Consider the following 22,499-nt stretch of genomic DNA (forward strand, 5'->3'; position numbering starts at 1 on the left):
TGCTCCGTTTCGATCAGGAAAGTTCGATACGTCACTGTATCCAATACACAGATGTATCGTAGAACGGGATCGGCCAGCCGAGGCTGAGCGATCCGTGTGAACCGGAGGAACACATGACCGACACCGAGGGTGCCGTTCCGCGACGACGCGAGAACACCCGCCAGCGACTGCTCGACGCCGCAGCGCAGGTCTTCGCCGAGGTCGGTCTCGACGCGGCCTCCGTCGAGGCGGTCTGCGAGGCCGCGGGCTACACGCGCGGCGCGTTCTACTCGAACTTCGAGAGCAAGGAGCAGCTTTTCCTCGAGCTGTGCGCGCGCGCCGCCGCCCATCAGATCGCCGCCGTCCGCGCCAAGGTGGCCGACCTCGAGACCGAGGGCCTCGCGGGTGCCCCCGGCGATTCGCTGACCCTCGTGCAGCAGGTGCTGGAGGCATCGGGAGCCGACCGCACCGCGGTGCTGCTCATGGGCGAGATCCGCATCCGGGCGCTGCGCGACCCGGTCGTCGCTGCGGCCTACCGGTCGCAGGGGGCGCAGCTGCGCGCCGAGGTCGCGCAGATCATCGTCGACATCGCCCGCGCGAAAGACCTCTCACTGCGTCTTCCGGCTGCCCAGGCCTCGGATCTCTTCATGACTGCCTGGTCGACCGCCGCCGAAGACGCCGTCATGGATGGCGACGATCAGGCGGGCATCACCCGGCGCATCGGCGAGGCGCTCGCGATCGTCGCCGATCTCGTCATCGATCACTCGCGCTGAGGATCGCGTGGCAGCGGGAGAGCCGCTCGCGCCACCACCCGTCGCGCTCCGGTGAGACCTGCAGGGCATCGAGGCGTTCCGCGGACGGCGACACGCGCCCGACCCGGAGCTCGCCGCCGCGCGGGGAGAGCGCGGGATCGCACACGTCGCTCGTGAACAGCGCCGAGGTGCCGAGCCCGCAGTCGTAGTCGTGGTCGGGGAGGGCGGCGGCCAGCGCGGTTCCCATCGACAGCCCGATCGAGGTGTCGAGGGCGCTGGAGACGACGGCCGGGAGCCCCGCCTGTGCGACGATCTCGAGCGCGCGGTGCACGCCGCCGAGCGGCTGCGCCTTCACGATCAGGATGTCGGCGGCCCCGGCCCGGGCCACCCGCAGCGGGTCGTCGGCCTTGCGCACGCTCTCGTCGGCGGCGATCGGGATGCCCATGTACTTCACGCGCGCGCGGAGTTCGGCCAGCTCGTCGATGCTCGCGCACGGCTGCTCCGCGTACTCGAGGTCGAACTCGGCCAGTGCGTGGATCGCGTGCTCGGCCTCGTCGACGTTCCACGCACCGTTGGCGTCGACCCGGATGCGACCCTCGGGGCCGAGGGCCGCGCGCACCGCGGCCACCCGGGCGATGTCGTCGGCGAGGGCCTGTCCGGGCTCGGCGACCTTGATCTTCGCCGTCCGGCAGCCGTCGAACCGCGCGAGCACTCCGGCCACCGCGTCGGCGGCGACGGCCGGCACGGTCGCGTTGACCCGCACCTCGCCGCGGCGCGCGGGCGCAGCATCCGCCCAGCCGAAGTCGACGGCGCCGGCGAGCCACACGGATGCTTCGGCATCGCCGTACTCGGTGAACGGCGAGAACTCGGTCCACCCGTTCGGTCCTTCGATGAGCATCGCCTCGCGGACGTCGATGCCGCGGAACCGGGTGGCGAGGGGAAGCGCCACGACGCGCGCGGTCGTGAGGAGTTCGTCGAGAGACGGCAGTGTGCTCATCCCCTCATCATGACGCGGGAATAGGCTGACGGCATGCTTCTCGACACTCCCGTGCGCCTCGGCGTGCAGATCGAACCCCAGCACGCGACCTACCCCCAGATCCGCGAAGCGGCCGCGCGGCTGGAGGACCTCGGCGTCGACATCCTCTTCAACTGGGACCACTTCTTCCCCCTTCACGGCGACCCCGACGGCCCCCACTTCGAGTCGTGGACGATGCTGGCCGCGTGGGCCGAGCAGACGGAGCGCGTCGAGTTCGGCGCGCTGGTCAACTGCAACAGCTACCGCAACGCCGACCTGCAGGCCGACATGGCCCGAACGATCGACCACATCAGCGCTCGCGGCGGCGACACGGGGCGCTTCATCTTCGGCACCGGTTCGGGGTGGTTCGAGCGCGACTACGACGAGTACGGGTACGAGTTCGGCACCGCCGGCTCCCGCCTGACGGCGCTCGGACGCGATCTCGACCGCGTCGTCTCGCGCTGGGAGAAGCTCAACCCGCCGCCCACGCGCCGCATCCCGATAATGATCGGCGGAGCGGGCGAGCAGAAGACGCTGCGCTTCGTCGCCCGGCACGCCGACATCTGGCACAGCTTCGTGCCGGCCGAGGGCCTCGCGCACAAGATCTCCGTCATCGAGAACTGGGCCGAGACCGAGGGGCGCGACCTCTCGGGCCTCATCGTCTCGAACGAGCTGAAGAACCGCGGCGAGAGCGACGCCGACGCTCTGTTCGATGCGGGCACTCGGCTGTTCACGCTCGGCTGGGCGCCGGGGTCTCCCGACTACGACGTCGTGAAGCGGTGGCTCCGCTGGCGCGACGGCAAGAACGCGGTCTGATGGTCTCGGAGCTGTTCGACGCCGCGGTGTGGCAGCCGACCACCGCCGACGCGCGCTACACGGACATCACGGCCCACACGAGCCTCGACGGACGCATCGCCCGCATCGCGTTCGACCGGCCGGAGGTGCGCAACGCCTTCCGCCCCCACACGGTGGACGAGCTGCACCACGCGCTCGACGTCGCGCGGCAGGATCCCCGCATCGGCGTGGTGCTGCTCACGGGCAACGGCCCGAGCGCGAAGGACGGCGGCTGGGCGTTCTGCTCGGGCGGCGACCAGCGCATCCGCGGTCGCGACGGGTACAAGTACTCCGACGATCACGCGTCGGTCGACGACGGCGCACGCGCGGGTCGGCTGCACATCCTCGAGGTGCAGCGGCTGATCCGCTTCATGCCCAAGGTCGTCATCGCGGTCGTACCGGGGTGGGCCGCGGGCGGCGGGCACTCGCTGAACGTCGTGTGCGACCTGTCGATCGCGAGCCGCGAGCACGGGCGCTTCAAGCAGACGGATGCCGACGTCGGATCGTTCGACGCCGGGTACGGCTCGGCCTACTTCGCCCGCCAGATCGGGCAGAAGCTCGCCCGCGAGGTGTTCTTCCTCGCCGAGGAGTACTCCGCCGACCGCGCATACGAGATGGGTGCGGTCAACCGCGTCGTGCCGCATGCCGAGCTCGAGGTCGAGGCGATCGCGATGGCTCGCACGATCCTCACGAAGAGCCCGACCGCGATCCGCATGTTGAAGTTCGCGTTCAACGCGGTCGACGACGGTCTGGTCGGCCAGCAGGTCTTCGCCGGCGAGGCCACGCGCCTGGCCTACGGAACCGACGAGGCGGTGGAGGGGCGCGATGCGTTCCTCGAGAAGCGCGATCCCGACTGGTCCGACTACCCCTACCACTACTGAGGCGCCGCGAACCGGGTCATCCGGCGTGGGCGAGAACACGGTGTGCGGCACCTGACGAGGAGACATGCGGCTCGAAGCGATCAGCGGCGACGAACCCCGGGCGGTTCTGCGGGCGCTCCGGGGCGCGGTGCTCGGAGCCGGTCCGGCGATCGCCCTCGGGGCGACGGATGCTGCGCTCCCGGTCGAGGTGCCGCCGGGCACGGCGGTCGTCGTCACCACCTCCGGGTCGACGGGCGTGCCGAAGTCGGTGGCGCTCAGCCGCAGCGCCCTGACCGCCAGCGCGCTCGCGACCGCGGCGCGCCTCGGGGAGGGCGCGTGGCTGCTCGCCCTGCCGGCCGGCTACGTGGCGGGCCTGCAGGTGCTCGTACGCTCGCTCGTGTCGGGGCGGGAACCCGCCATCCTCGCCGGACGTTTCTCCCCCGAGGCGTTCGCTGCGGCGGCCCGCTCGATGGCGTCGAGCGTCGGGGGAGTGCGCGTTCCCACCTACACCTCGCTCGTGCCGACGCAGGTGCAGCGGCTCCTCGACGCTGCCGACCACGACCCCGACGTGCTCGGGGCGGTGCGCTCGTTCGAGCGCATCCTCGTCGGCGGCCAGGCGCTGCCGCCCGCCGTGCGCGAGCGGGCGGAGGGCCTGGGCGTGCGGCTGGCCCGCACCTACGGCTCGACCGAGACCAGCGGCGGGTGCGTGTACGACGGCGTCGCCCTCGACGGCGTCGCGCTGCGCGTGGAGGGCGGCGAGGTGCGGGTGTCGGGCCCGACGCTCGCGGACGGCTATCTCGGCGACCCCGAGAGGACGGATGCCGCCTTCCTCCGCGACCCCGACGGCACGCGCTGGTACCGCACGGGCGACTCGGGACGCATCGACGACGGGGTGCTGAGCATCCACGGGCGGATCGACAACGTGCTCGTCTCGGGCGGGGTGAACATCTCCCTGGACCGCGTCGAGCAGGCGGTGCGCGGGGTCCGCGGTCTCGAGTCGGCCGTCGTCGTCGCGGTGCCCGACGAGCAGTGGGGCGAGGCATCGGTCATCGTCGCGGCCCGCGATGCCGATACCGACGGCGTGCTCGAACGCGCCCGCGACGCGGTGGAGGCGCGGGTCGGACGCCCCGCCCGTCCGTCGAGGGTGTGCTTCGTCGACGAGCTCCCCCTGCTCCCCTCCGGAAAGCCCGACCGCGCGGCGGCGCGACGACTCGCGGTGGACTCGGCCACGTAGCATCCGCCCCGTGCTCCGAGCCCGCGACCCGCGACGGGACGGTCGCCGCCGTAGGATCTCTCCTCATGGCAGGCAAGACGCGAAAGACCCGAACGAGCACCGCCAAGCGGCAGCAGCCGCGCGGAAACCCGCGCAAGGCGCAAGGTGCACCGCCGCCGCCCCCGAAGGCGACGGCGCGCGACTGGATCGGCGCGGCACGGCTGCGCACGCTTCCCCTGGCGATCACCCCGGTGCTCATCGGAACCGGCGCCGCCCGGCTCGTCGACAACCAGTTTCACTGGGTCATCGCGCTCACCTGTCTCGCGGTGGCGGTGTTCCTGCAGATCGGCGTGAACTACGCCAACGACTACAGCGACGGCATCCGCGGCACCGACGACTTCCGCGTCGGCCCCGCGCGTCTCACGGCCTCGCGCCGCGCGAAGCCGCGCACCGTGCTGATCGTGGCGCTGGTGTTCTTCGCCCTGGCCGGACTCGCCGGTGTCGCGCTGGTGATCCGCAGCCAGCAGTGGTGGCTGCTCCTGGTGGGCGCCGCCTGCATCGCCGCGGCCTGGTTCTACACCGGCGGCAAGCGCCCCTACGGCTACGCCGGACTGGGCGAGCTGTTCGTCTTCGTCTTCTTCGGGCTCGTCGCCACCGTCGGCACCACGTGGGTGCAGGTGCTCTCGATCCCGCAGGAGGCCTGGTTCGGGGCGGTCGCGGCAGGGTTCCTCGCCGTCGCGGTGCTGCTGGCCAACAACCTGCGCGACATCGACCAGGACAAGGTGGCGGGCAAGAAGACCCTCAGCGTCCGCATCGGCAAACGGGCGACCCAGGTGCTGTTCACCGCGCTGGTGCTGCTGCCCTTCGCGATCGCGGTGTTCCTCGCGCAGTTCTACCCCGGCGCGTGGCTGACCCTCATGGCGCTGCTCGCGGCGCTCCCGGCGATCCTGATCGTCTGGACCTACCGGGCGCCGCGCGAACTGGTCACCGCACTCGCGCTGACGTCGCTCACGTCGGTGGCGTACGGCGCTTTCCTCTTCTGGGCCTTCATCGGCTGACGCGGCGTCCGCGATCGAGCGGATGCGGCGCGTCAGCCGTCAGGCGTCGGAGTCGCGGCGCGCGTCGTCGACGGCGTCTTCGCTGTCGGCGTCCACCTGGGCGCCGCGGGCCTCGGCGCGCGCGGCTCGGCGTTCGGCGAGGCCCCCCGAGACGGACTCGAGCGGGCGGCGCAGGAACAGTAAGGACAGGCTGAGACCGATCAACGCCGCGAAGATCGCGGCGAGCCAGTACAGCCCGTTCTGGAAGGCGGGGAACAGCATCAGCACCGAGAACGGCACGAGGAACGCGAGCAACCGCAGCACGGTGTAGAGGAAAGCGGAGCGGACGCGCATCGGGCCATTCTAGATCCGCCCCGGCGCAAGGCCGACGTTCAGGCGGCGCACCTAGGATGGGGGGATGACAAGGGTGCTGCTCATCGGGGCGCTCGTGGCGACCGCATTCTGGGTGTACACGATCGTCGACTGCGCCCTTCAACCTCCCCAGCGTCACCGCGGTGTGAGCAAGGGCATCTGGATCGTCATCACGATCCTCCTCCCCGTTCTCGGCGGTGTGCTCTGGTTCGCCGTGGGCCGCGGTCGCGCATCGTCGGCGCGCAAGCACCGTGCCCCCGACGACGATCCCGAGTTCCTCGGCAGCATCGGCACGATCAGCGACCAGGACGAACGCATCCGCCGTCTCGAAGAAGAGCTCGCGATGCTCGATTCCGAGGCAGCCGACCCCCAGACCCCTCCGGCCGCGCCGGGCAGCATCCCTCCCACCGAGAAGCCGACCGACGACGGCGACGACTCGCGCGGTCAGCGCGGCGCCGTCGGCTGACGTGAGCGCGCCCGAGCACGGGGCGGCCTCGCCCGCGACGGATGCCGCCGCCGCTCTCCTCGGTGCGTTGATCGCCCGTGGCGTGGAGCACGTCGTGCTCAGCCCGGGCTCGCGCTCCCAGGCGCTCGCCCTCGTCGCCGCCGACCTCGAACGAGCGGGTCTTCTGCGTCTGCACGTGCGGATCGACGAACGCGTCGCCGGGTTCACCGCGCTGGGCATCGGGCGTGAGACCGGGGTGCCCGCAGCCGTGATCTGCACGTCGGGCACGGCCGTGGCGAACCTCCTCCCTGCGGTGCTCGAAGCGCACCACTCCGGTGTGCCGCTCCTCCTGCTCACCGCCGACCGGCCGCCGGAGCTGCGCGGCATCGGCGCCAACCAGACCACGCGGCAGCCCGGCATGTTCACGCAGGCGGTGCGGCTCGAGCTCGACGTCGCTGTACCCGACGAGACCGACGCCGACGGCACCGGCGAGGGCACGCGGATGCTGCGCGACCTGGCAGCCGAGGCGCTCGCAGCCTCCCTCGGCGACGGCCGGCCCGCCGGGCCCGTGCACCTGAACCTGCCGTACCGCGAGCCCCTCGGGGGCGCGGTGCCTGTGTGGGTCGCCGAGCCGACGTCGACCGTGGCCGCCGCCGTCGACGAGGCGCCCGACACCTTCGGCGCGCTGTACCAGGGCGGTGGCGGCATCGGAGACGCGGATGCTTCGCCCGCGGCCGAGGCGCCGCTGGTCCTTCCGCGCGGTCCGCGCACCGTCGTCGTCGCGGGTGCCGATTCGGGTCCGGCTGCGGAAGACCTCGCGCACCTCGGCGGCTGGCCGCTCGTCGCCGAGATCGTCAGCGGCGCCCGGTTCGGCCGGTACCTCGTGCACGGATACCGCGGGTTGCTGCGCGACCCCGACCTCGGAGGCGCGATCGAGCGGGTGGTCGTGTTCGGCCATCCGACGCTGAGCCGCGAGGTGACGCAGCTGCTCTCCCGCACCGACGTCGAGGTGGTGGCGCTGCGCGGACCCGGCGAACCTCTCAACCTCAACGGCGCGACGGTGACGGTCGACGCCGTCGGCGTCGATGCCGGCGACGCGGATCGCGAGTGGCTGGGACTCTGGATGCGCGCGTCCCGCGACGCATCCGTCGATCTCTCCCCGGCCGCCCCCGATGCCGAAGCCCTCGCCTCCAGCGTGCCGAGCGAACGGCGCGGCGCCCTCGCCTCCGAGGTCGCCGCGCTGCGCGCCCCCCTCGACAGGGAGGCGCTCGTCGATGCGGTGTGGCGCGCGACCTGGCCCCACGACCGCCTGATGTTCGGCTCCTCGCGGCTCGTGCGGGTGGCCGACGCGGTGCTCGGCGGAAAGAAGGTGCCGGTGCACGCGAACCGCGGTCTCGCGGGGATCGACGGCACGATCGCGACGGCCACGGGAATCGCGGCGGCGAGTCAGGCCGACGGACGACCCGGCGTCACCCGCGTGCTGCTGGGCGATCTGGCGTTCCTCCACGACGTCGGGGCGCTGCTCCTGCCTCCCGGCGAGACGGAGCCGCGACTGCAGATCGTCGTCGGCAACGACGGTGGAGGCACGATCTTCGACGGGCTCGAGGTGGCCGGAGTCGCCGAAGCGGAGGCGATGGAGCGCGTGCTGTACACGCCGCAGGCGGTGCGTCTCGAACAGCTCGCCCTCGCGTACGGGTGGGAGTACCACCGCGTCACGACCCGCTCTGCGCTCGACCAGCTGCTCACGGCGCCGGCCGGTGGACGGCAGCTGATCGAGGTTCCGCTCGCGCGATGACGAGGTGCCCGGACACCTCGGGTGTTCGTGTTGCGTAGTACTCTCCATTACGCGGTAGCATCGACTGCGCGTTAGGTAGCGTGCGAGAAGCGAACCGGTCCGAGGGGGACGACATGGGTGTTGCCAGGCGATGGGTCTTTCCCATCCTCCGAATCGTGCTGATCGCGGTCATCGCGATCGCCCTCGCGAAGCTCGCGTTCTTCCCGGACCGCGCAGTGGAGGCCGATTCCGCCATGCCGACCGGCGCCGTCATGGAGCCGACGATCCCCGTCGCCGTCGGGACGATCACCAACGACGTCGTGCTCGACGCGACGGTGTCGGCCGACCCCGCCGTCGCGGTGAAGTCGACGGCCGAGGGGACCGTCAACAAGATCTACACAGAAGTCGGGGCCACCGTGAACGCCGACCAGGCGATCTTCGACGTCAAGGTCGAGATCGTGCGCGACCCGTCGAAATCGGTCGACGCCGAGGGCAACCCCCTGCCGCCGATCTACCGGTACGTCGAGGTGACCGCCCCGACGTCGGGCACACTCAGCTCCCTCGACGTGATCGCCGGGCAGGCGGTGTCGATCGGCCAGGCCGCGGGGCAGGTCGCCCCGCCCACCTACTCCGTCACGGGCTCGCTGCAGCCCGCCCAGCAGTACCGGTTGCTGAATCAGCCCACCGAAGCATCCGTCGCCATCACCGGCGGCCCCGCGCCCTTCAGCTGCACGGGATTGCGCATCGTCACCCCGCTCGCCGGCGCGAACGCCGACGCCTCGACGGCGACGGGGGGCACGGCCGATCCGGGCTCCGGAACCACGACGACCGTCAGCTGCCCGGTGCCCGAGGGTGTCACGGTCTTCCCCGGCCTCGCCGCCGAGATGACGATCGCGGGCGGCCGCGCCGAAGGCGTGCTCGTGGTGCCGACCACGGCGGTGCGAGGAGCGGCGCAGAGCGGAGCGGTGTGGGTCGTCGCCGCCGACGGCGCCGTCGAGGAGCGCGCCGTGGGGCTCGGGCTGAGCGACGGCCGCCAGGTCGAGATCACGGGCGGTCTCGCCGACGGAGACGTCGTGCGCGAGTTCGCCCCCGGAGCCGACGCTCTCGTCCCGGGGCCCGACGGGTGCACGACGATGCCCGACGGCTCCATCGTCTGCGGGGACATGCCGTGACGCTGCTGCATCTGGAGGCGGTGACCCGCACGGTCCTGCCGCCCGACCAGCCCGCGCTGACGATCCTCAACGGTGTCGACCTGACCGTCGTCGAGAACGACCGCATCTCGGTCGTCGGGCGCTCCGGATCGGGCAAATCGACCCTCCTCAACATCCTCGGGCTGCTCGATCTGCCCACCAGCGGCATCGTCGAGTTCGCCGGACGCCCGGTGAAGGACTACTCCTCCAGGGAGCGGGATCGGGTACGCGGCCGCGAGATCGGCTTCGTCTTCCAGCAGTTCAACCTGCTTCCCGGGCGCACCGCCCTCGAGAACGTCATGATGCCGCTCTACTACGCCGAGGGCCGCCAATTCTGGCGACGGCGGGCGCTCGCGGCCGAGATGCTCGAGGAGGTCGGACTCGGCCACCGCCTCGAGAGCCTGCCCGACCGCCTGTCGGGCGGAGAGCAGCAGCGGGTCGCGATCGCGCGCTCCCTCGTGCGCGGGCCGCGCCTGATCCTGGCCGACGAGCCGACCGGTGCCCTCGACCTGGACACCGGCCAGTCGGTCATGGAGCTCATCGACGCCGTCGCCGCGCGCACGAAGGCCGCCCTCGTCGTGATCACCCACGACCCGGCCATCGCCGCCCGGTCGCGTGATCACTACCGCCTCGAAGCGGGGGTGCTGACCCGGGCGACCGATGCCTCCGCATCCGCCGCCTCCGAATCGCGGCGCCTCCTCGCCGCCGCGGAGCCGACGTCGTGAACCGGCTGCTCACCGGCTTCGTCGGCGCGCTCGCCGAGGCCTGGCAGGAGGTGCGCATCCATCGCACCCGAGTGCTGCTGTCGCTCGTGGGAGTCGCGGTGGCGGTCTGCTCGCTGACGACGGTCGTGGCGCTGGGCGGGATCATGCAGCAGGCGACCACCGAGCTCAGTGAGAGACAGAGCGGACGCCCGGCGAGCGTCTGGCTGAACGCTTATCGCAACGACGGTCAGGCCGTCGACACCGCCACGCTCGACGCCGCCTGGGAGACGGCGACCGCCCGGTACGGCATCTCGTACGCCAGTCGCAACGCGAGCACGCAGATGCCCGTCGATTCGCCTGCCGGGGTCGTGCAGGTCGGAACGCAGGGGGTCGACCAGCCCTACGGCGAGATGCACCGCGTGCGGATGCTGGAGGGGGAGTGGTTCTCGGCCGAGACCGCCGAGATGCTGGCGCCCCGGGTGATCGTCAACGAGTACTTCTGGAACACGCTCGGGCGTCCCGACCTCGCGCAGCATCCGACCCTCTCCCTCGGCGGGTTCGAGGGCACGGTCGCCGTGATCGTCGGGGTCACGCCGTCGCCCGACTGGGACACCTACCCGTCGATGTACATGCTCGCCGACCAGCTCGGCGCCTACCAGGCGGCCGACGCCGTCGCCGGTGCGGGTGCTGCCCCCGTCGACCCCTACGCGGGCTCGTCCGTGCAGTACGAGATGTGGTTGCCGCCCGAGAACTGGGAGGAGCTGTCCGATCTCGTGACACGCGACGTCTCCTCCGACCTCGGCGAGGGGACGAACGTCGACGTCTACCGGCAGGACGCCGCGTACTACGGCAACGACTCGTTCGTGGTGGTGCAGCTGGTGGTGTCGGGGATCGCCGTGCTGGTGCTGCTGCTCGGGGCGCTCGGACTCGTGAACATCGCGTTGGTCACCGTGAAGCAGCGGGTGCGTGAGATCGGCATCCGCCGCAGCTTCGGTGCGACCGCGGGGCGGGTGTTCTTCGCCGTCATGATGGAGAGCGTCGTGGCGACCGTCGTCGCCGGTGTCGTCGGCGTCGCCGCGGCGATCCTCATCGTGCAGAGCCCGTGGGTGCGCGACCTCATCGGTCAAGGCCTGATCGAGGACTTCCCGCCGTTCCCGGTCGACGCGGCCGTGCTCGGGCTCGTCGCGGCCTGCGCGGTGGGCGCTCTCGCCGGGCTCCTCCCGGCGCTGGTGGCCGTGCGCGTGAAGGTGATCGACGCGATCCGTTACTGACGCGGTGTCCGGCGGGCAAGGGATGGCGCCGCACGGACGGCGGGCGGAAGATGAACCGATGAGCGCACACGGATGGACCACTCCCGCCCGCGAGGCCCTGCGCGTCGGCGCCGGGTTCCGGCTGGCCGACCTCGACCCCCGCGAGACGCCGGGGTACGAAGGGTCGAAGACGACGGGGGCCGCCGACCTCGCCGACGGCGTGCCGACGCTCGACGATCTGCAGGAGCGCCTCTTCGCGCAGAGCGTGGCCGGCACGGCGTCGGGCTCTGTGCTGCTGGTGCTGCAGGGCATGGACACCTCGGGCAAGGGCGGGATCGTCCGCCACGTCGTCGGCGCCGTCGACCCGCAGGGCGTCGAGCTGGCGTCGTTCAAGAAGCCGACCGCCGAGGAGCTGCAGCACGATTTCCTCTGGCGCATCGCGAAACGCCTGCCCGCACGCGGCAAGATCGGCGTCTTCGACCGGTCGCACTACGAGGACGTGCTGATCGGCCGGGTGCGCAGCCTCGCCCCCGCCGATGAGATCGAACGACGGTACGGAGCGATCGAGCGCTTCGAGGCGGATGCCGCGGACCGCGGCATCCGGGTCGTGAAGGTCATGCTGCACATCTCGAAGGACGAGCAGAAGGAGCGACTGGCCGCGCGCCTGGACCGCCCGGAGAAGCACTGGAAGTACAACCCCGGCGACGTGGACGAGCGCGAGCTCTGGGACGACTACATGGCCGCGTACCAGGTCATGCTCGAGCGCACCTCGACCGACGTCGCGCCGTGGTTCGTGGTGCCCGCGGACCGCAAGTGGTTCGCGCGCCTGGCCGTGCAGCGGCTGCTGCTCGCCGCGCTCGATGACATCGACCCGAGGTGGCCGGTCGCCGACTACGACGTGGAGCGCGAGAAGGAGCGGCTCGCCTCCTCCTGACCCCCGGCCTCAGGCGAGGGCTTCGACGATCGGGCGGAACTTCACCCGCGTCTCGAGCAGCTCCGACTCCGGGTCGCTGCCGGCGACGATCCCCGCCCCCGCGTAGGCCGTCAGCGGGATCGCGTCGCGCGAGCCCGCGGGCGCGGCATCGATGTCGAACTGGGCGCAGCGAAGCGCGATCGCCCACTCACCGTCGCCCGCGCCGTCGACCCACCCGACGGCGCCGGCGTAGCGGCCGCGGTCGAACGGCTCGAGGCGATGGATCAGCTCGACGGCGTCGCGCGTGGGGGTGCCGGCGACGGCCGCCGTCGGGTGCAGGGCCTCGAGCAGATCGAGCGACGACGCCGCATCCGACAGCACGCCCTCCACGTCGGTCGCGAGATGCCAGACGTTCGGCAGCCGCAGCGTGAAGGGCTGCTCGGCGGCGGCGAGCGCACTCGTGTGCGGTCGGAGCGAGGCGAGCACGCTCTGCACGGCGAAGCGGTGCTCGTCCTGATCCTTCGGACTCGTGGCGAGGGCGACGGATGCGGCGGCATCCGCGTCGACGTCGGCCCCCCGTGCGGTGGTGCCGGCCAGCACGCGCGCGGTGACGGTGCCGGCCGAGACGGTGACGAGCGTCTCGGGGCTCGCGCCGATGAGACCGTCGACGGCGAAGATCCAGCAGTCGGGGTAGCCCGAGGCCAGCGACCGCACGAGCCGTCGCAGGTCGGCGCCGACCGGTGCGGTGCCGACGAGATCGCGGGCGAGCACGACCTTGTCGACCTCGTGTCGCTCGATGGCGCCGAGGGCTGCGCGCACCGCGCCCTGGTACGCGTCAGGATCCATCGCGCCGGGTCCGAGGGTGGCCGACCAGTGGGGGCCGTACGGCACGCGCGCGGGGAGCCCGAGGAGCTCGTCGTCGACCACCGAGTCGGCGTGGCTGATGCGCGTCACCCACGAGCGTCCTCCGCGGCGCCCGACCACGATCCACGGCACGGTCAGCGTGCTCGTCTTCGCCGAACGGGGGTCGAAGGTGAAGGAGCCGAGCGCGATCAGCCCCGTTCCGGGGAGCCCCACGGGGTCGTCGATCTCGGCCGCGGCGGCGATGGCCCGCCACCGTTCGGCGACGAAGCGCGCCGGGGACTCGACACCCCCCGCCGCGCGCAGCTCGTGGATCGACCCGAACGCCGCGAGCGAGGCATCGCGCCTGCTCCAGAACGCCGGGGCGTACGAGGGGGTGTACGACAGCACGTCTTCGACGGGGTCGATCTCCCGCGTCACCACGCGCAGGCGGGGGAGGGGGAGCGTGTCGGGCGTCACAGCATCCAGCCTACGACCGGGTTCCGCCGCCCGAGCGGCGAACGATCGGTGTCGAGACGACGCGCGGCCTGAGGGATGCGGGGGTCGATCTAGACTTCGGGCATGACGACCCGCCCCGCACCCGGCACCCGTCTCGTGTTCCGCTGGCGCAAGTGGGACGCCTCGCCGCACTGGGTGCACGACTGCGTCTACCTGGGTTCTGACGAGTTCGGCGACTGGTTCGGGCAGTTCGCCGGATGGCGCAGCCACCGTCCGGGGCGAGACGTGGTCGCGAGCACCGACAACGTCACCCTCCTGCCCCCGAGCGGCGAGTGGGTCTTCACGGCGAACGCCCCGGCCCATCGCACGCGGGTGTACATCGATCTGGCCTGGGATGCGCGCTGGGACGCGGGCGTGCCGACCGGCATCGACATGGACCTCGACGTGGTCGAGCAGGCGGACCGCGGCGTATGGATCGACGACCGGGACGAGTGGGAGGAGCACCGCGTGAAATACGGGTACCCCCTCGACGTCGTCGACCGGCTCGAGGCCGTCACGCTCGATCTGGAGGCGCGCGTGAGCCGTCGCGAGGCGCCCTTCGACGACGCCACGATCGACCGGTGGTTGGGTCGTATGACGCAGCTCCACGGATCGTTCGACGCCGAGGCACCACCGGCTGACCACTGACCGCGCCGCCTAGACTCGCGGTATGACCCCCGAGCCCAACCGCGCCGATCTCGCGAAGGATCCGGCCCGCGTGAGCGGCATGTTCGACCAGGTCGCCGCGAAGTACGACCGCACGAACACGGTGCTCAGCCTCGGGAACGACCGCTTCTGGCGCGTGGCGACGACCCGTGCCGTGGCGCCGCAGGCAGGACAGCGCATCCTCGATCTCGCCGCCGGCACCGGGGCCTCGAGCGTGGCGCTCGCGCGCAGCGGCGCCGACGTGGTCGCCGCCGACTTCTCGCCGGGAATGATCGCCGAGGGCGCCCGACGCTACGCCGACCTCCCGAACCTGTCGTTCGTGGAGGCCAACGCCACCGACCTGCCGTTCGACGACGACGAGTTCGACACGGTCACTATGTCGTTCGGCCTGCGCAACGTCGACCAGCCGAAGAAGGCGCTCCGCGAACTGCGACGGGTGACCAAGCCCGGCGGCCGCATCGTCGTGTGCGAGTTCTCGACCCCTCCGTCGGCGCTGTTCGGCGGCCTGTACCGCTTCTACAACGACCGCGTGCTTCCCCGGGTGGCGCGCGTGGTCAGCTCCAACTCCGAGGCGTACGACTACCTCAACGAGTCGATCCGCCACTGGCCCGACCAGCCGACGCTCTCGGCATGGATGCGCGAGGAAGGGTGGGTCGACGTGGCCTACCGCAATCTGTCGCTGGGCATCGTAGCGCTGCACCGGGGGACCAATCCCTCATGAAGCTCCTCCACCCCCGCACGGTAGGCTGACACGGTGACCCCGAGACCTTCTGCCGCGGGCTCCCGACTCATCGCGGGCAAGCTGGGGCTCGCCGACCGCATCTTCGCGGGCGCGCGCTCCCGCCGGTTGTTGTCGACGGTCGAAGAGGGTCTCGCGCGCGTCGAGACGAGCCTCGCCCACGAGCTGAGCATCGCCGACACCCTCGCCGACGCGACCAGCCGCTACCTCTACGAGGCGGGCGGCAAGCGCATCCGCCCCATGCTCACGATCCTCACCGCCCAGCTCGGCGACGGGGTCACCGACGACGTGGTCGAGGCCGCCGTCGCTCTCGAGATGACGCACCTCGGTTCGCTCTATCACGACGACGTCATGGACGGCGCGGACGTCCGTCGGGGCGTGCCCAGCGCGCAGACCGTGTGGGGCAACAACATCGCCATCCTCACCGGCGACCTCCTCTTCTCCCGCGCGAGCCAGATCATGGCCCGGCAGGGCGAGCGCGCCATCCGCCTGCAGGCCGACACCTTCGAACGCCTGGTGCTCGGCCAGATGCACGAGACGGTCGGCCCGGGCGAGGGCGACGACCCCGTCGCGTTCTACCTCGACGTGCTCGGCGACAAGACCGGCTCGCTCATCGCCACCGCCGCCGAGGCCGGAGTCATCTTCTCGCACGGGCCCGTCGGGCTCGAAGCCGCGATGCGCACCTTCGGCGAGAAGGCCGGTGTCGCCTTCCAGCTGCTCGACGACGTGATCGATCTCTCGGCCGACCCCGACGAGACCGGCAAGGTGCCCGGCACCGACCTGCGCGCAGGCGTGCCGACGATGCCGTACCTGCTGCTCGGCGAGCGCACCGATGCCGCGTCGCGGGCGCTCCGCGGCACGATCGACGACGGCGTCTCCCGCATCGCCGAGGGTGCCGATCCGGCGCTCCTCGACGGTCCTCTCGCCCAGCTCCGCGACCACGACGCCACGCGCGACACGCTGCGTCTGGCCCACCAGTGGTCGCAGGACGCCATCGACGCGCTCGAACCCGTCCCCGACGGAGCCGTGCGCGAGGCGTTGACGCGCTTCGCGCAGGCCGTCGCCGACCGCTCCAGCTGACCCCGTCGGCGGATCCTCAGCCTCGGGGCCGCCGACCCGCACCCAGAACGAGGGATTCCCATGACGAAGCTCAGGCTCGCCATCGTGGGCGCCGGCCCCGCCGGCATCTACGCAGCCGACATCCTCCTGAAGACCGAGCGCGCGTTCGACGTGTCGATCGACCTCTTCGAGCAGCTCCCCGCGCCGTACGGTCTCGTGCGCTACGGCGTCGCCCCCGACCACCCGCGCATCAAGGGCATCATCACGGCGCTGCGCGAGGTGCTCGACAGCGGCGACATCCGCCTGTTCGGCAACGTGCGCTTCGGCGAGGACATCACCCTCGACGATCTGAAGAAGCACTACAACGCCGTCATCTTCTCCACGGGCGCGATCCGCGACACCGCCCTGGAGATCCCCGGCATCGACGCCGAAGGGTCCTACGGGGCCGCCGACTTCGTCAGCTGGTTCGACGGACACCCGGATGTGCCGCGCGAATGGCCGCTGGACGCCGCATCCGTCGCCGTCATCGGCAACGGCAACGTCGCGCTCGACATCACGCGCATGCTCGCCAAGCACGCCGACGACCTCCTCCCCACCGAGATCCCCGAGAACGTCTACGAGGGGCTGAAGGCCTCGCCCGTCACCGACGTCCACGTCTTCGGTCGGCGCGGACCGGCGCAGGTGAAGTTCACCCCGCTGGAGCTGCGCGAGCTCGGCGAGCTGCGCGACGTCGACATGGTCGTCTACGACGAGGACTTCGACTACGACGAGGCGTCGAAGGCCGCGATCGCGAGCAACAAGCAGGTCATGGTCATCGACCGCGTGCTGCAGTCGTGGCGCAAGCGTCCCGGTGCGAACAACGCCGGCGGCGAAGCCTCGCGGCGCCTGCACCTGCACTTCTGGGCGAAGCCGGTCGAGCTGAAGACGGATGCTGACGGCCGGGTCTCGTCGTTCGTGTACGAGCGCACGCGGCCGAACGCCGAGGGCGGCGTCGAGGGCACCGGCGAGCTGCGCGAGGTGCCGATCCAGGCGCTGTACCGCGCGGTCGGCTACTTCGGTTCGCCGCTGCCGGGTGTGCCGTTCGACGAGCGCCACGGCGTGATCCCGAACCGGGAGGGCCAGGTGCTGCACCCCGACTCGAACGAGCCCGTCCCCGGCGTCTACGCGACGGGCTGGATCAAGCGCGGGCCGGTCGGCCTCATCGGCCACACCAAGTCCGACGCGATGGAGACCGTGCGTCACCTCGTCAACGACGCAGGCCAGTGGTGGCAGCCCGAAGACCCCTCGGAGGAGTCGGTCGTCGCCCTCCTCGCCGAGCGGGGCGTGCGCTGGACCGACCTCGACGGCTGGCACCGCCTCGACGAGCACGAGATCGCCCTCGGCGCCCCGCACGAGCGCGCGCGCATCAAGGTCGTCCCCCGCGACGAGATGGTGCGGGTCTCGCGCGGCGAGTAGTCCCGCGCACCGCGCCTCCCGTCTGAACACGATCTGCCGCGTCGAGCACTCCCGACCCTCGCTCTAGGCTGGGCGCATGAGCGAGGCGTGGGCGCCCGACATCCTCGGGGCGGGTTTCGAGCGGCTGACGCTGCCGCTCGGGGCCGACGATGACGGCGCCGAGCTCGTCGCGACGCTCGTGCGCAGCATCCCGCACCCCTTCGCCCGGCTGGGCGGGGCGCTGCGCGACGTCGACGTGCTCTACGTGCACGGCTGGTCGGACTACTTCTTCCAGACCGAGCTCGCCCGCTTCTGGACCGAGCGGGGCGCCCGCTTCCACGCGCTCGACCTGCGCGGCTACGGGCGGAGCCTGCGACCGGGGCAGGTCGCGGGCGACATGCGTTCGCTCGAGGACTACGACGTCGACATCGCCGCGGCGCTGGAGGCGATGGGGCGGGATGCGGCGCGCCGCCGCAAGCTCGTCGTGCTCGGCCATTCGACGGGCGGACTCGTGCTGACGCTCTGGGCCGCGCGGCACCCGGGGGTCGCGGACGCCGTCATCCTCAACAGCCCGTGGCTGGAGTTCCAGGTCGGCGCGGTGGGCCGACAGGCGCTCACGCCGATCGTGAACGCCCGGGCGCGTTTCGACCCGTACGGCTCTCACCCGGTGGTCGACCTCGGGTTCTACACCCGGGCGCAGCGCGAGGTGGGCTCGCTGCCGGACTCCCCGGAGGGGTGGCGTCCGCCCCAGGGGTTCCCGACGCATCCGGCGTGGCTGGCCGCGATCCTCGAGGGCCACCGCCGCGTCGCACTGGGGGTCGACGTCGGCGCTCCCGCCCTCGTGCTGCTGTCGGCGCGATCGATCCTGGCGGCGTCGTGGAATCCCGAGATGACCGAGGTCGACTCCGTGCTCGTGGTCGACGACATCGCCCGCCGGGCCACGCGCATCGCCGAGACCGTGACGATCGCACGCATCGACGGCGCCCTGCACGACGTGTTCCTCTCGCGGCCCCGACCGCGCGAGCGCGCCTACGCCGAACTGGAGAGATTCGCGCGCAGCGTGCTCGAGCGGTGAGGGCCCGCGCTCAGCGGGTGGCGCGGGCGAGGTTCGCCTCGAGCTCCTCGCGGTTCTGCGGGACGACGTATGCGGGCTGGTCGCGCTCGACGCGCCAGCTCTCCGACAGCGGCCCGATGTTCACCGTGTCGAAGCCGAACTCGTCGTAGATCGAGGCGACGAGGTCGGATGCTTCGGTGTGATCGCTCGCCGTGGCGAGCGCTCGGCGACCCGGGGTGCCCGCGGCGGTTCCGTCGGTGAGGATCGTGCCGCTCATGATGTGGTTGAACGCCTTCGCGACCTTCGAGGTGGGGAGGTGCTCCTGCAGCATCTGCGAGGTCGTCGTCTGCTTCTCCTCGAGCGCGGGGATGCGGCCGTCGCGCTCCCAGTAGTAGTTGTTCGTGTCGAGCACGATCTTGCCGGCGAGCGGCTCGACCGGGACCTGATCGAGCGCCTTGAGCGGCACCGTCACCACGACGACGTCGCCGAACGCAGCCGCTTCTTCCGCCGTGCCGGCGGTGGCGCGGTCGCCGAGTTCGGAGACGAGGTCCGCGAGGGTCTCGGGGCCGCGGGAGTTCGCGATCTTCACGTCGTAGCCGCGCTCGACGAACCCGCGTGCCAGGGTCGATCCGATGTGTCCTGCGCCGATGATTCCTACCTGTGTCATCTTCGGGACAACACGTCTCCCGACCTCGTATTCCCGGCGCCACGGGCCCGGTGAGGTCGCATAGCAGTCGTGCGGATGCGGCGTCAATGGCCTCGGAGCGGTCGTCTGCCAGCGCTAGCTTCGTGAGTGCTCCACCCCCGCGATTCAACGGCTCATCGGTCGGTGTTCGGGTCACCGATCTTCTGGCCGCGCGGGGATGACGACCCCCGGCGGAGAGGCTTTCCCGCCGGGGGTCGTATTCTTCCCGGGCGCCCGGCGTTCTCGACCGCCGAAACACGGCGGTAGTGTGGACGCGGCCCAGCCCGGGGCCGCGATCGAAGCGAGACGCATGACCTCTTCCACTGAGCCGCGGCGCGGCACCCGGTTCGTGATCACGTGCATCGGGGTGGGCCTGCTAGCGGGCCTGCTCTCGGGGCTGTTCGGGGTCGGCGGCGGAACGGTCATCGTGCCGCTGCTCGTGCTGATCCTCCGCTTCGACCAGCGTCTCGCCGCGGGCACGTCGCTCGCCGCCATCGTGCCGACCGCATCGGTGGGAGTGATCTCCTACGCGGTCCACGGCTCGGTGGCGTGGATCCCCGCGATCATCCTCGCGGTCGGTGCCGTGATCGGCGCGCAGATCGGCACCTGGCTGCTGCCGAAGGTGTCGCAGACGGCCCTGCGGTGGGCGTTCGTGGCGTTCCTCGTGGTCGTCATCGCGAGCCTGTTCTTCATCATCCCCTCGCGCGACGCCGAGCTCGAGCTCACCTGGCTCAGTGGAACCGGGCTCGCGGTGCTCGGTGTGATCACCGGCATCCTGGCGGGGCTCCTCGGCGTCGGGGGCGGCATCATCGTCGTCCCGGCGCTGATGCTGCTCTTCGGCACGAGCGACCTCATCGCCAAGGGCACATCGCTGCTCATGATGATCCCCACGGCCATCTCGGGAACCGTCGGCAACCTCCGCCGCAAGAACGTCGACCTGCGCGCCGCCGCCATGATCGGTATCGCCGCGTGCACGACCACGGCTCTGGGCGCGTGGATCGCCACGCTCGTCGACCCGTTCGTCGGCAACGTGCTGTTCGCGGCGTTCCTGGTCTTCATCTCCGTGCAGATGGCGATGAAGGCGATCCGCGGACGCCACCAGCGCTGACGTCGCGGGGGTCCCACGGCCCGGGGAGTGCGGACCGGGCTCGGTAGGATGGTCGGGTGCCCGTGAATCCCGATCTGGTCGGCCGTGTCTTCCCGCCGACCCCTCCCTACCTGGTCGGGCGAGAGAAGGTGCGCGAGTTCGCGCGCGCCGTCTTCGCCGAGGCCCCCCAGCACAGCGATGTCGACGCCGCCCGGGACCTGGGCTACGCCGACGTCGTCGCGCCGCCGACCTTCGCGATGGTCGTGCAGGACATCACGCTCCAGCAGCTGCTCGCCGAGCCCGGATCGGGCATCGAGCTCTCGCGCCTCGTCCACGCCGAGCAGCGCTTCCGCTACACCCGGCCGATCGTCGCGGGCGACGAGCTGACCGCGACCCTGACCGTCGGCGGCATCCGCACGCTCGGCGGGAACGCGATGGTCACCAGCGACGCCGAGATCGTCGACGCGACCGGTGCCCACGTCGTCACGGCCACGAGCGTGCTGCTCGTGGGGGAGGGGGCGGCATGACCGAACTCATCGTCGGCGACGTGATCGCCGAGCGCTCCGTGCACCTGACCCGCGAGTCGCTGGTGCGGTACGCGGGGGCCTCGGGAGACTTCAACCCCATCCACTACCGCGACGACGTCGCCGTGGCCGTCGGGCTCCCGGGCGTGCTCGCCCACGGCATGCTCACCATGGGGATCGCGATCGGAACCGTCGAGCAGTGGCTCGGCGACCCGGCGCGCGTCCTCGAGTACGGGGTGCGCTTCACCCGCCCGGTGCTGGTCGACCCCGAGACGGGCGCCGACGTGCACGTCTCGGCGAAGATCGGCGCGATCGACGACGACACCGCCCGTATCGATCTCACGGTCACCGCCGCGGCGACCACCGTCCTGGGCAAGGCCCAGGTGCGGGTGCGCCGGGCCTGACCATGCCCGAGATCGAACCGGTCGCGCTCGCCCGTCTGACCACGCTGCGCACGGGCGCTGCGCCCGCCCGCATGTTCGAGGCCGGCACGACCGACGAACTCGTCACCGAGCTGCGCGAACTCTGGGCGGCGGGCGAACCGTGGCTGGTGATCGGGGGCGGGTCGAACCTGTTCGTCGGGGACGAGCCGTTCGAGGGCACCGTCGTGCGGGTGCGCACGACGGGTATCGAACCCCTCCCCGGTTCGCGCCCCGGAACGATGCGGCTGCGCGTGCAGGCCGGCCACGACTGGGACGCCCTGGTCGCGTACACCGTGGCGCACGGTCTCGCCGGCATCGAGGCGATGTCGGGCATCCCCGGCACCGCCGGTGCCGCGCCCGTGCAGAACGTCGGCGCCTACGGGCAGGAGATCGTGCAGACCCTCGTCGAGGTCGAACTGATCGACGAAGCCACCGGTGACGTCTCGGTGGTCGCCGCGGACGACCTCGGTCTCGGCTTCCGCACGTCGGTGCTGAAGCACCACTACGGCTCGGTGCCGGAGCGTCCGGCTGTCGTGCTGTCGATCACCCTCGAACTCGCCGTCGTCGGCGCGGGGGAGATCCCGGTGGCGGGCGACCAGCTGAGAGCGGCGCTCGGGCTCGAGCCCGACGCATCCGTCTCGCTCTCGTGGATCCGCGATCACGTGCTCGCGACGCGCGCGCGCAAGGGCATGGTGCTCGACGACACCGATCCCGACACGTGGAGCGCCGGGTCGTTCTTCCAGAACGCGATCGTCTCGGAGGCGTTCGCCCGCACGCTTCCCGCGGAGTGCCCGCGCTGGCCGCTCGCCCCCTACGTCGACCCGGTGACGGTGATCCCCCTGGCCGCCTTCGACGGCGTCGTGCCACCGCCGATCACGGTCGCGACCGAGGTGAAGGTGAGCGCGGCGTGGCTGATCGAGCACGCGGGGCTCGGCAAGGGGTTCTCGCTGCCGCGGTCGCGGGCCGGGCTCTCGACGAAGCACACCCTCGCCGTCACCAATCGGGGCGGCGCGAGCGCCGGCGAGATCGCTCAGCTGGCGCGCTTCACCCAGCAGCGGGTGCAGGCCGAGTTCGGCCTGCTGCTGCAGCCCGAACCGGTGCTCGTCGGCGTCGACCTCTAGACGACGCCCACGGGCCGTCCGACGGGCTCGGG

At 71.6% G+C, this 22,499-nt stretch carries 24 protein-coding genes; 20 read left to right on the forward strand and 4 right to left on the reverse strand.

The genetic code is table 11. From position 1 onward, the window contains the following. Positions 1–113 precede the first annotated feature (113 nt). The gene (locus tag FVP77_RS00780) at positions 114–752 is read left to right on the forward strand and encodes a TetR/AcrR family transcriptional regulator (RefSeq protein WP_147892807.1); all 639 of its coding nucleotides are present in this window, start codon (positions 114–116) and stop codon (positions 750–752) included. Here FVP77_RS00780 and FVP77_RS00785 read toward each other — a convergent pair. Then, on the reverse strand, positions 733–1,728 hold the full coding sequence (locus FVP77_RS00785) for an o-succinylbenzoate synthase (protein ID WP_147892808.1): 996 nt from the start codon (positions 1,726–1,728) through the stop codon (positions 733–735). The two genes, FVP77_RS00780 and FVP77_RS00785, sit on opposite strands and share 20 nt — an antisense overlap. A gap of 33 nt (positions 1,729–1,761) precedes the next feature. Here FVP77_RS00785 and FVP77_RS00790 point away from each other — a divergent pair, with 33 nt between their 5' ends. The 4 genes from FVP77_RS00790 (at position 1,762) to FVP77_RS00805 (ending at position 5,711) form a co-directional block, all read left to right on the forward strand. Further along, on the forward strand, positions 1,762–2,562 hold the full coding sequence (locus tag FVP77_RS00790; protein WP_147892809.1) for an LLM class F420-dependent oxidoreductase: 801 nt from the start codon (positions 1,762–1,764) through the stop codon (positions 2,560–2,562). Beyond that, the gene (locus FVP77_RS00795; protein WP_147892810.1) at positions 2,562–3,461 is read left to right on the forward strand and encodes a 1,4-dihydroxy-2-naphthoyl-CoA synthase; all 900 of its coding nucleotides are present in this window, start codon (positions 2,562–2,564) and stop codon (positions 3,459–3,461) included. Before FVP77_RS00790 ends, FVP77_RS00795 begins: the two co-directional genes overlap by 1 nt. A 64-nt stretch (positions 3,462–3,525) precedes the next feature. Further along, positions 3,526–4,674 carry an AMP-binding protein gene (locus FVP77_RS00800; RefSeq protein ID WP_147892811.1) on the forward strand — a complete coding sequence of 383 codons (1,149 nt, stop codon included), beginning with the start codon at positions 3,526–3,528 and terminating at the stop codon, positions 4,672–4,674. Between the two features lie 65 nt (positions 4,675–4,739). Further along, positions 4,740–5,711 (forward strand): 1,4-dihydroxy-2-naphthoate polyprenyltransferase, encoded by a 972-nt coding sequence (locus tag FVP77_RS00805; RefSeq protein WP_147892812.1) that lies wholly within the window; start codon positions 4,740–4,742, stop codon positions 5,709–5,711. 39 nt (positions 5,712–5,750) lie between these two features. On the opposite strand, the gene FVP77_RS00810 is transcribed toward FVP77_RS00805, so the two are convergent. Next, positions 5,751–6,044, reverse strand: coding sequence for a DUF4229 domain-containing protein (locus tag FVP77_RS00810; protein WP_147892813.1), 294 nt, complete (start codon positions 6,042–6,044; stop codon positions 5,751–5,753). A gap of 64 nt (positions 6,045–6,108) precedes the next feature. On the opposite strand from FVP77_RS00810, the gene FVP77_RS00815 reads away from it, so the two are divergent. The 6 genes from FVP77_RS00815 (at position 6,109) to FVP77_RS00840 (ending at position 12,359) form a co-directional block, all read left to right on the forward strand. Continuing rightward, entirely contained in the window at positions 6,109–6,528 is a 420-nt protein-coding gene (locus FVP77_RS00815) for a PLD nuclease N-terminal domain-containing protein (protein ID WP_147892814.1), read from the forward strand. A 1-nt stretch (position 6,529) separates the two neighbouring features. Next, a complete protein-coding gene (menD, locus tag FVP77_RS00820; RefSeq protein WP_147892815.1) occupies positions 6,530–8,302 on the forward strand; it encodes a 2-succinyl-5-enolpyruvyl-6-hydroxy-3-cyclohexene-1-carboxylic-acid synthase in 1,773 nt (590 codons plus the stop codon). A 155-nt stretch (positions 8,303–8,457) separates the two neighbouring features. After that, a complete protein-coding gene (locus FVP77_RS00825) occupies positions 8,458–9,453 on the forward strand; it encodes a permuted SH3 domain-containing protein (RefSeq protein ID WP_147892816.1) in 996 nt (331 codons plus the stop codon). Continuing rightward, positions 9,450–10,196, forward strand: a complete 747-nt coding sequence (locus tag FVP77_RS00830) for an ABC transporter ATP-binding protein (protein WP_147892817.1) — start codon at positions 9,450–9,452, stop codon at positions 10,194–10,196. The genes FVP77_RS00825 and FVP77_RS00830 overlap by 4 nt, the downstream gene beginning before the upstream one ends. Beyond that, a complete protein-coding gene (locus tag FVP77_RS00835; RefSeq protein ID WP_147892818.1) occupies positions 10,193–11,446 on the forward strand; it encodes an ABC transporter permease in 1,254 nt (417 codons plus the stop codon). The genes FVP77_RS00830 and FVP77_RS00835 overlap by 4 nt, the downstream gene beginning before the upstream one ends. Before the next feature lie 58 nt (positions 11,447–11,504). Next, positions 11,505–12,359: a polyphosphate kinase 2 family protein gene (locus FVP77_RS00840; RefSeq protein ID WP_147892819.1), complete on the forward strand. Its 855-nt coding sequence runs from the start codon at positions 11,505–11,507 to the stop codon at positions 12,357–12,359. 9 nt (positions 12,360–12,368) lie between these two features. On the opposite strand, the gene FVP77_RS00845 is transcribed toward FVP77_RS00840, so the two are convergent. Then, complete coding sequence (locus tag FVP77_RS00845; protein ID WP_147892820.1) at positions 12,369–13,658, reverse strand: isochorismate synthase; 1,290 nt, start codon at positions 13,656–13,658, stop codon at positions 12,369–12,371. 102 nt (positions 13,659–13,760) lie between these two features. Between FVP77_RS00845 and FVP77_RS00850 the strand changes: the two genes are divergently transcribed. From FVP77_RS00850 to FVP77_RS00870, 5 genes are all read left to right on the forward strand, one after another. Beyond that, positions 13,761–14,324, forward strand: coding sequence for a DUF402 domain-containing protein (locus tag FVP77_RS00850; RefSeq protein WP_147892821.1), 564 nt, complete (start codon positions 13,761–13,763; stop codon positions 14,322–14,324). A 22-nt stretch (positions 14,325–14,346) separates the two neighbouring features. After that, positions 14,347–15,063: a class I SAM-dependent methyltransferase gene (locus FVP77_RS00855; protein ID WP_147892822.1), complete on the forward strand. Its 717-nt coding sequence runs from the start codon at positions 14,347–14,349 to the stop codon at positions 15,061–15,063. Between the two features lie 33 nt (positions 15,064–15,096). After that, entirely contained in the window at positions 15,097–16,161 is a 1,065-nt protein-coding gene (locus FVP77_RS00860) for a polyprenyl synthetase family protein (RefSeq protein ID WP_147892823.1), read from the forward strand. 60 nt (positions 16,162–16,221) lie between these two features. Continuing rightward, positions 16,222–17,595 carry an FAD-dependent oxidoreductase gene (locus tag FVP77_RS00865; RefSeq protein ID WP_147892824.1) on the forward strand — a complete coding sequence of 458 codons (1,374 nt, stop codon included), beginning with the start codon at positions 16,222–16,224 and terminating at the stop codon, positions 17,593–17,595. 76 nt (positions 17,596–17,671) lie between these two features. Then, entirely contained in the window at positions 17,672–18,649 is a 978-nt protein-coding gene (locus FVP77_RS00870) for an alpha/beta hydrolase (RefSeq protein WP_147892825.1), read from the forward strand. Positions 18,650–18,659: 10 nt separating this feature from the next. Here the strand turns inward: FVP77_RS00870 and FVP77_RS00875 are convergent, their stop codons facing one another. Continuing rightward, positions 18,660–19,295 carry an NADPH-dependent F420 reductase gene (locus FVP77_RS00875; RefSeq protein ID WP_147892826.1) on the reverse strand — a complete coding sequence of 212 codons (636 nt, stop codon included), beginning with the start codon at positions 19,293–19,295 and terminating at the stop codon, positions 18,660–18,662. A gap of 328 nt (positions 19,296–19,623) precedes the next feature. Here FVP77_RS00875 and FVP77_RS00880 point away from each other — a divergent pair, with 328 nt between their 5' ends. From FVP77_RS00880 to FVP77_RS00895, 4 genes are read left to right on the forward strand one after another with little or no spacing between them, the layout of a single operon-like run. Continuing rightward, positions 19,624–20,421: a sulfite exporter TauE/SafE family protein gene (locus tag FVP77_RS00880; RefSeq protein ID WP_147892827.1), complete on the forward strand. Its 798-nt coding sequence runs from the start codon at positions 19,624–19,626 to the stop codon at positions 20,419–20,421. Between the two features lie 56 nt (positions 20,422–20,477). After that, complete coding sequence (locus tag FVP77_RS00885; RefSeq protein WP_147892828.1) at positions 20,478–20,927, forward strand: FAS1-like dehydratase domain-containing protein; 450 nt, start codon at positions 20,478–20,480, stop codon at positions 20,925–20,927. Then, entirely contained in the window at positions 20,924–21,328 is a 405-nt protein-coding gene (locus FVP77_RS00890; RefSeq protein WP_147892829.1) for a MaoC/PaaZ C-terminal domain-containing protein, read from the forward strand. Before FVP77_RS00885 ends, FVP77_RS00890 begins: the two co-directional genes overlap by 4 nt. Positions 21,329–21,330: 2 nt before the next feature. Further along, entirely contained in the window at positions 21,331–22,467 is a 1,137-nt protein-coding gene (locus FVP77_RS00895) for a UDP-N-acetylmuramate dehydrogenase (RefSeq protein ID WP_147892830.1), read from the forward strand. Positions 22,468–22,499: the final 32 nt, after the last annotated feature.

Source organism: Microbacterium hatanonis (assembly GCF_008017415.1).
Lineage (GTDB): Bacteria > Actinomycetota > Actinomycetes > Actinomycetales > Microbacteriaceae > Microbacterium > Microbacterium hatanonis.

Coding starts and splice junctions, on each gene's coding strand:
- FVP77_RS00870 (WP_147892825.1), top strand. CDS start 17,672: ATGAGCGAGGCGTGGGCGCCCGACATCCTCGGGGCGGGTTTCGAGCGG.
- FVP77_RS00805 (WP_147892812.1), top strand. CDS start 4,740: ATGGCAGGCAAGACGCGAAAGACCCGAACGAGCACCGCCAAGCGGCAG.
- FVP77_RS00855 (WP_147892822.1), top strand. CDS start 14,347: ATGACCCCCGAGCCCAACCGCGCCGATCTCGCGAAGGATCCGGCCCGC.
- FVP77_RS00880 (WP_147892827.1), top strand. CDS start 19,624: ATGACCTCTTCCACTGAGCCGCGGCGCGGCACCCGGTTCGTGATCACG.
- FVP77_RS00840 (WP_147892819.1), top strand. CDS start 11,505: ATGAGCGCACACGGATGGACCACTCCCGCCCGCGAGGCCCTGCGCGTC.
- FVP77_RS00890 (WP_147892829.1), top strand. CDS start 20,924: ATGACCGAACTCATCGTCGGCGACGTGATCGCCGAGCGCTCCGTGCAC.
- FVP77_RS00850 (WP_147892821.1), top strand. CDS start 13,761: ATGACGACCCGCCCCGCACCCGGCACCCGTCTCGTGTTCCGCTGGCGC.
- FVP77_RS00875 (WP_147892826.1), bottom strand. CDS start 19,295: ATGACACAGGTAGGAATCATCGGCGCAGGACACATCGGATCGACCCTG.
- FVP77_RS00795 (WP_147892810.1), top strand. CDS start 2,562: ATGGTCTCGGAGCTGTTCGACGCCGCGGTGTGGCAGCCGACCACCGCC.
- FVP77_RS00895 (WP_147892830.1), top strand. CDS start 21,331: ATGCCCGAGATCGAACCGGTCGCGCTCGCCCGTCTGACCACGCTGCGC.
- FVP77_RS00815 (WP_147892814.1), top strand. CDS start 6,109: ATGACAAGGGTGCTGCTCATCGGGGCGCTCGTGGCGACCGCATTCTGG.
- FVP77_RS00785 (WP_147892808.1), bottom strand. CDS start 1,728: ATGAGCACACTGCCGTCTCTCGACGAACTCCTCACGACCGCGCGCGTC.
- FVP77_RS00810 (WP_147892813.1), bottom strand. CDS start 6,044: ATGCGCGTCCGCTCCGCTTTCCTCTACACCGTGCTGCGGTTGCTCGCG.
- FVP77_RS00865 (WP_147892824.1), top strand. CDS start 16,222: ATGACGAAGCTCAGGCTCGCCATCGTGGGCGCCGGCCCCGCCGGCATC.
- FVP77_RS00790 (WP_147892809.1), top strand. CDS start 1,762: ATGCTTCTCGACACTCCCGTGCGCCTCGGCGTGCAGATCGAACCCCAG.
- FVP77_RS00800 (WP_147892811.1), top strand. CDS start 3,526: ATGCGGCTCGAAGCGATCAGCGGCGACGAACCCCGGGCGGTTCTGCGG.
- FVP77_RS00780 (WP_147892807.1), top strand. CDS start 114: ATGACCGACACCGAGGGTGCCGTTCCGCGACGACGCGAGAACACCCGC.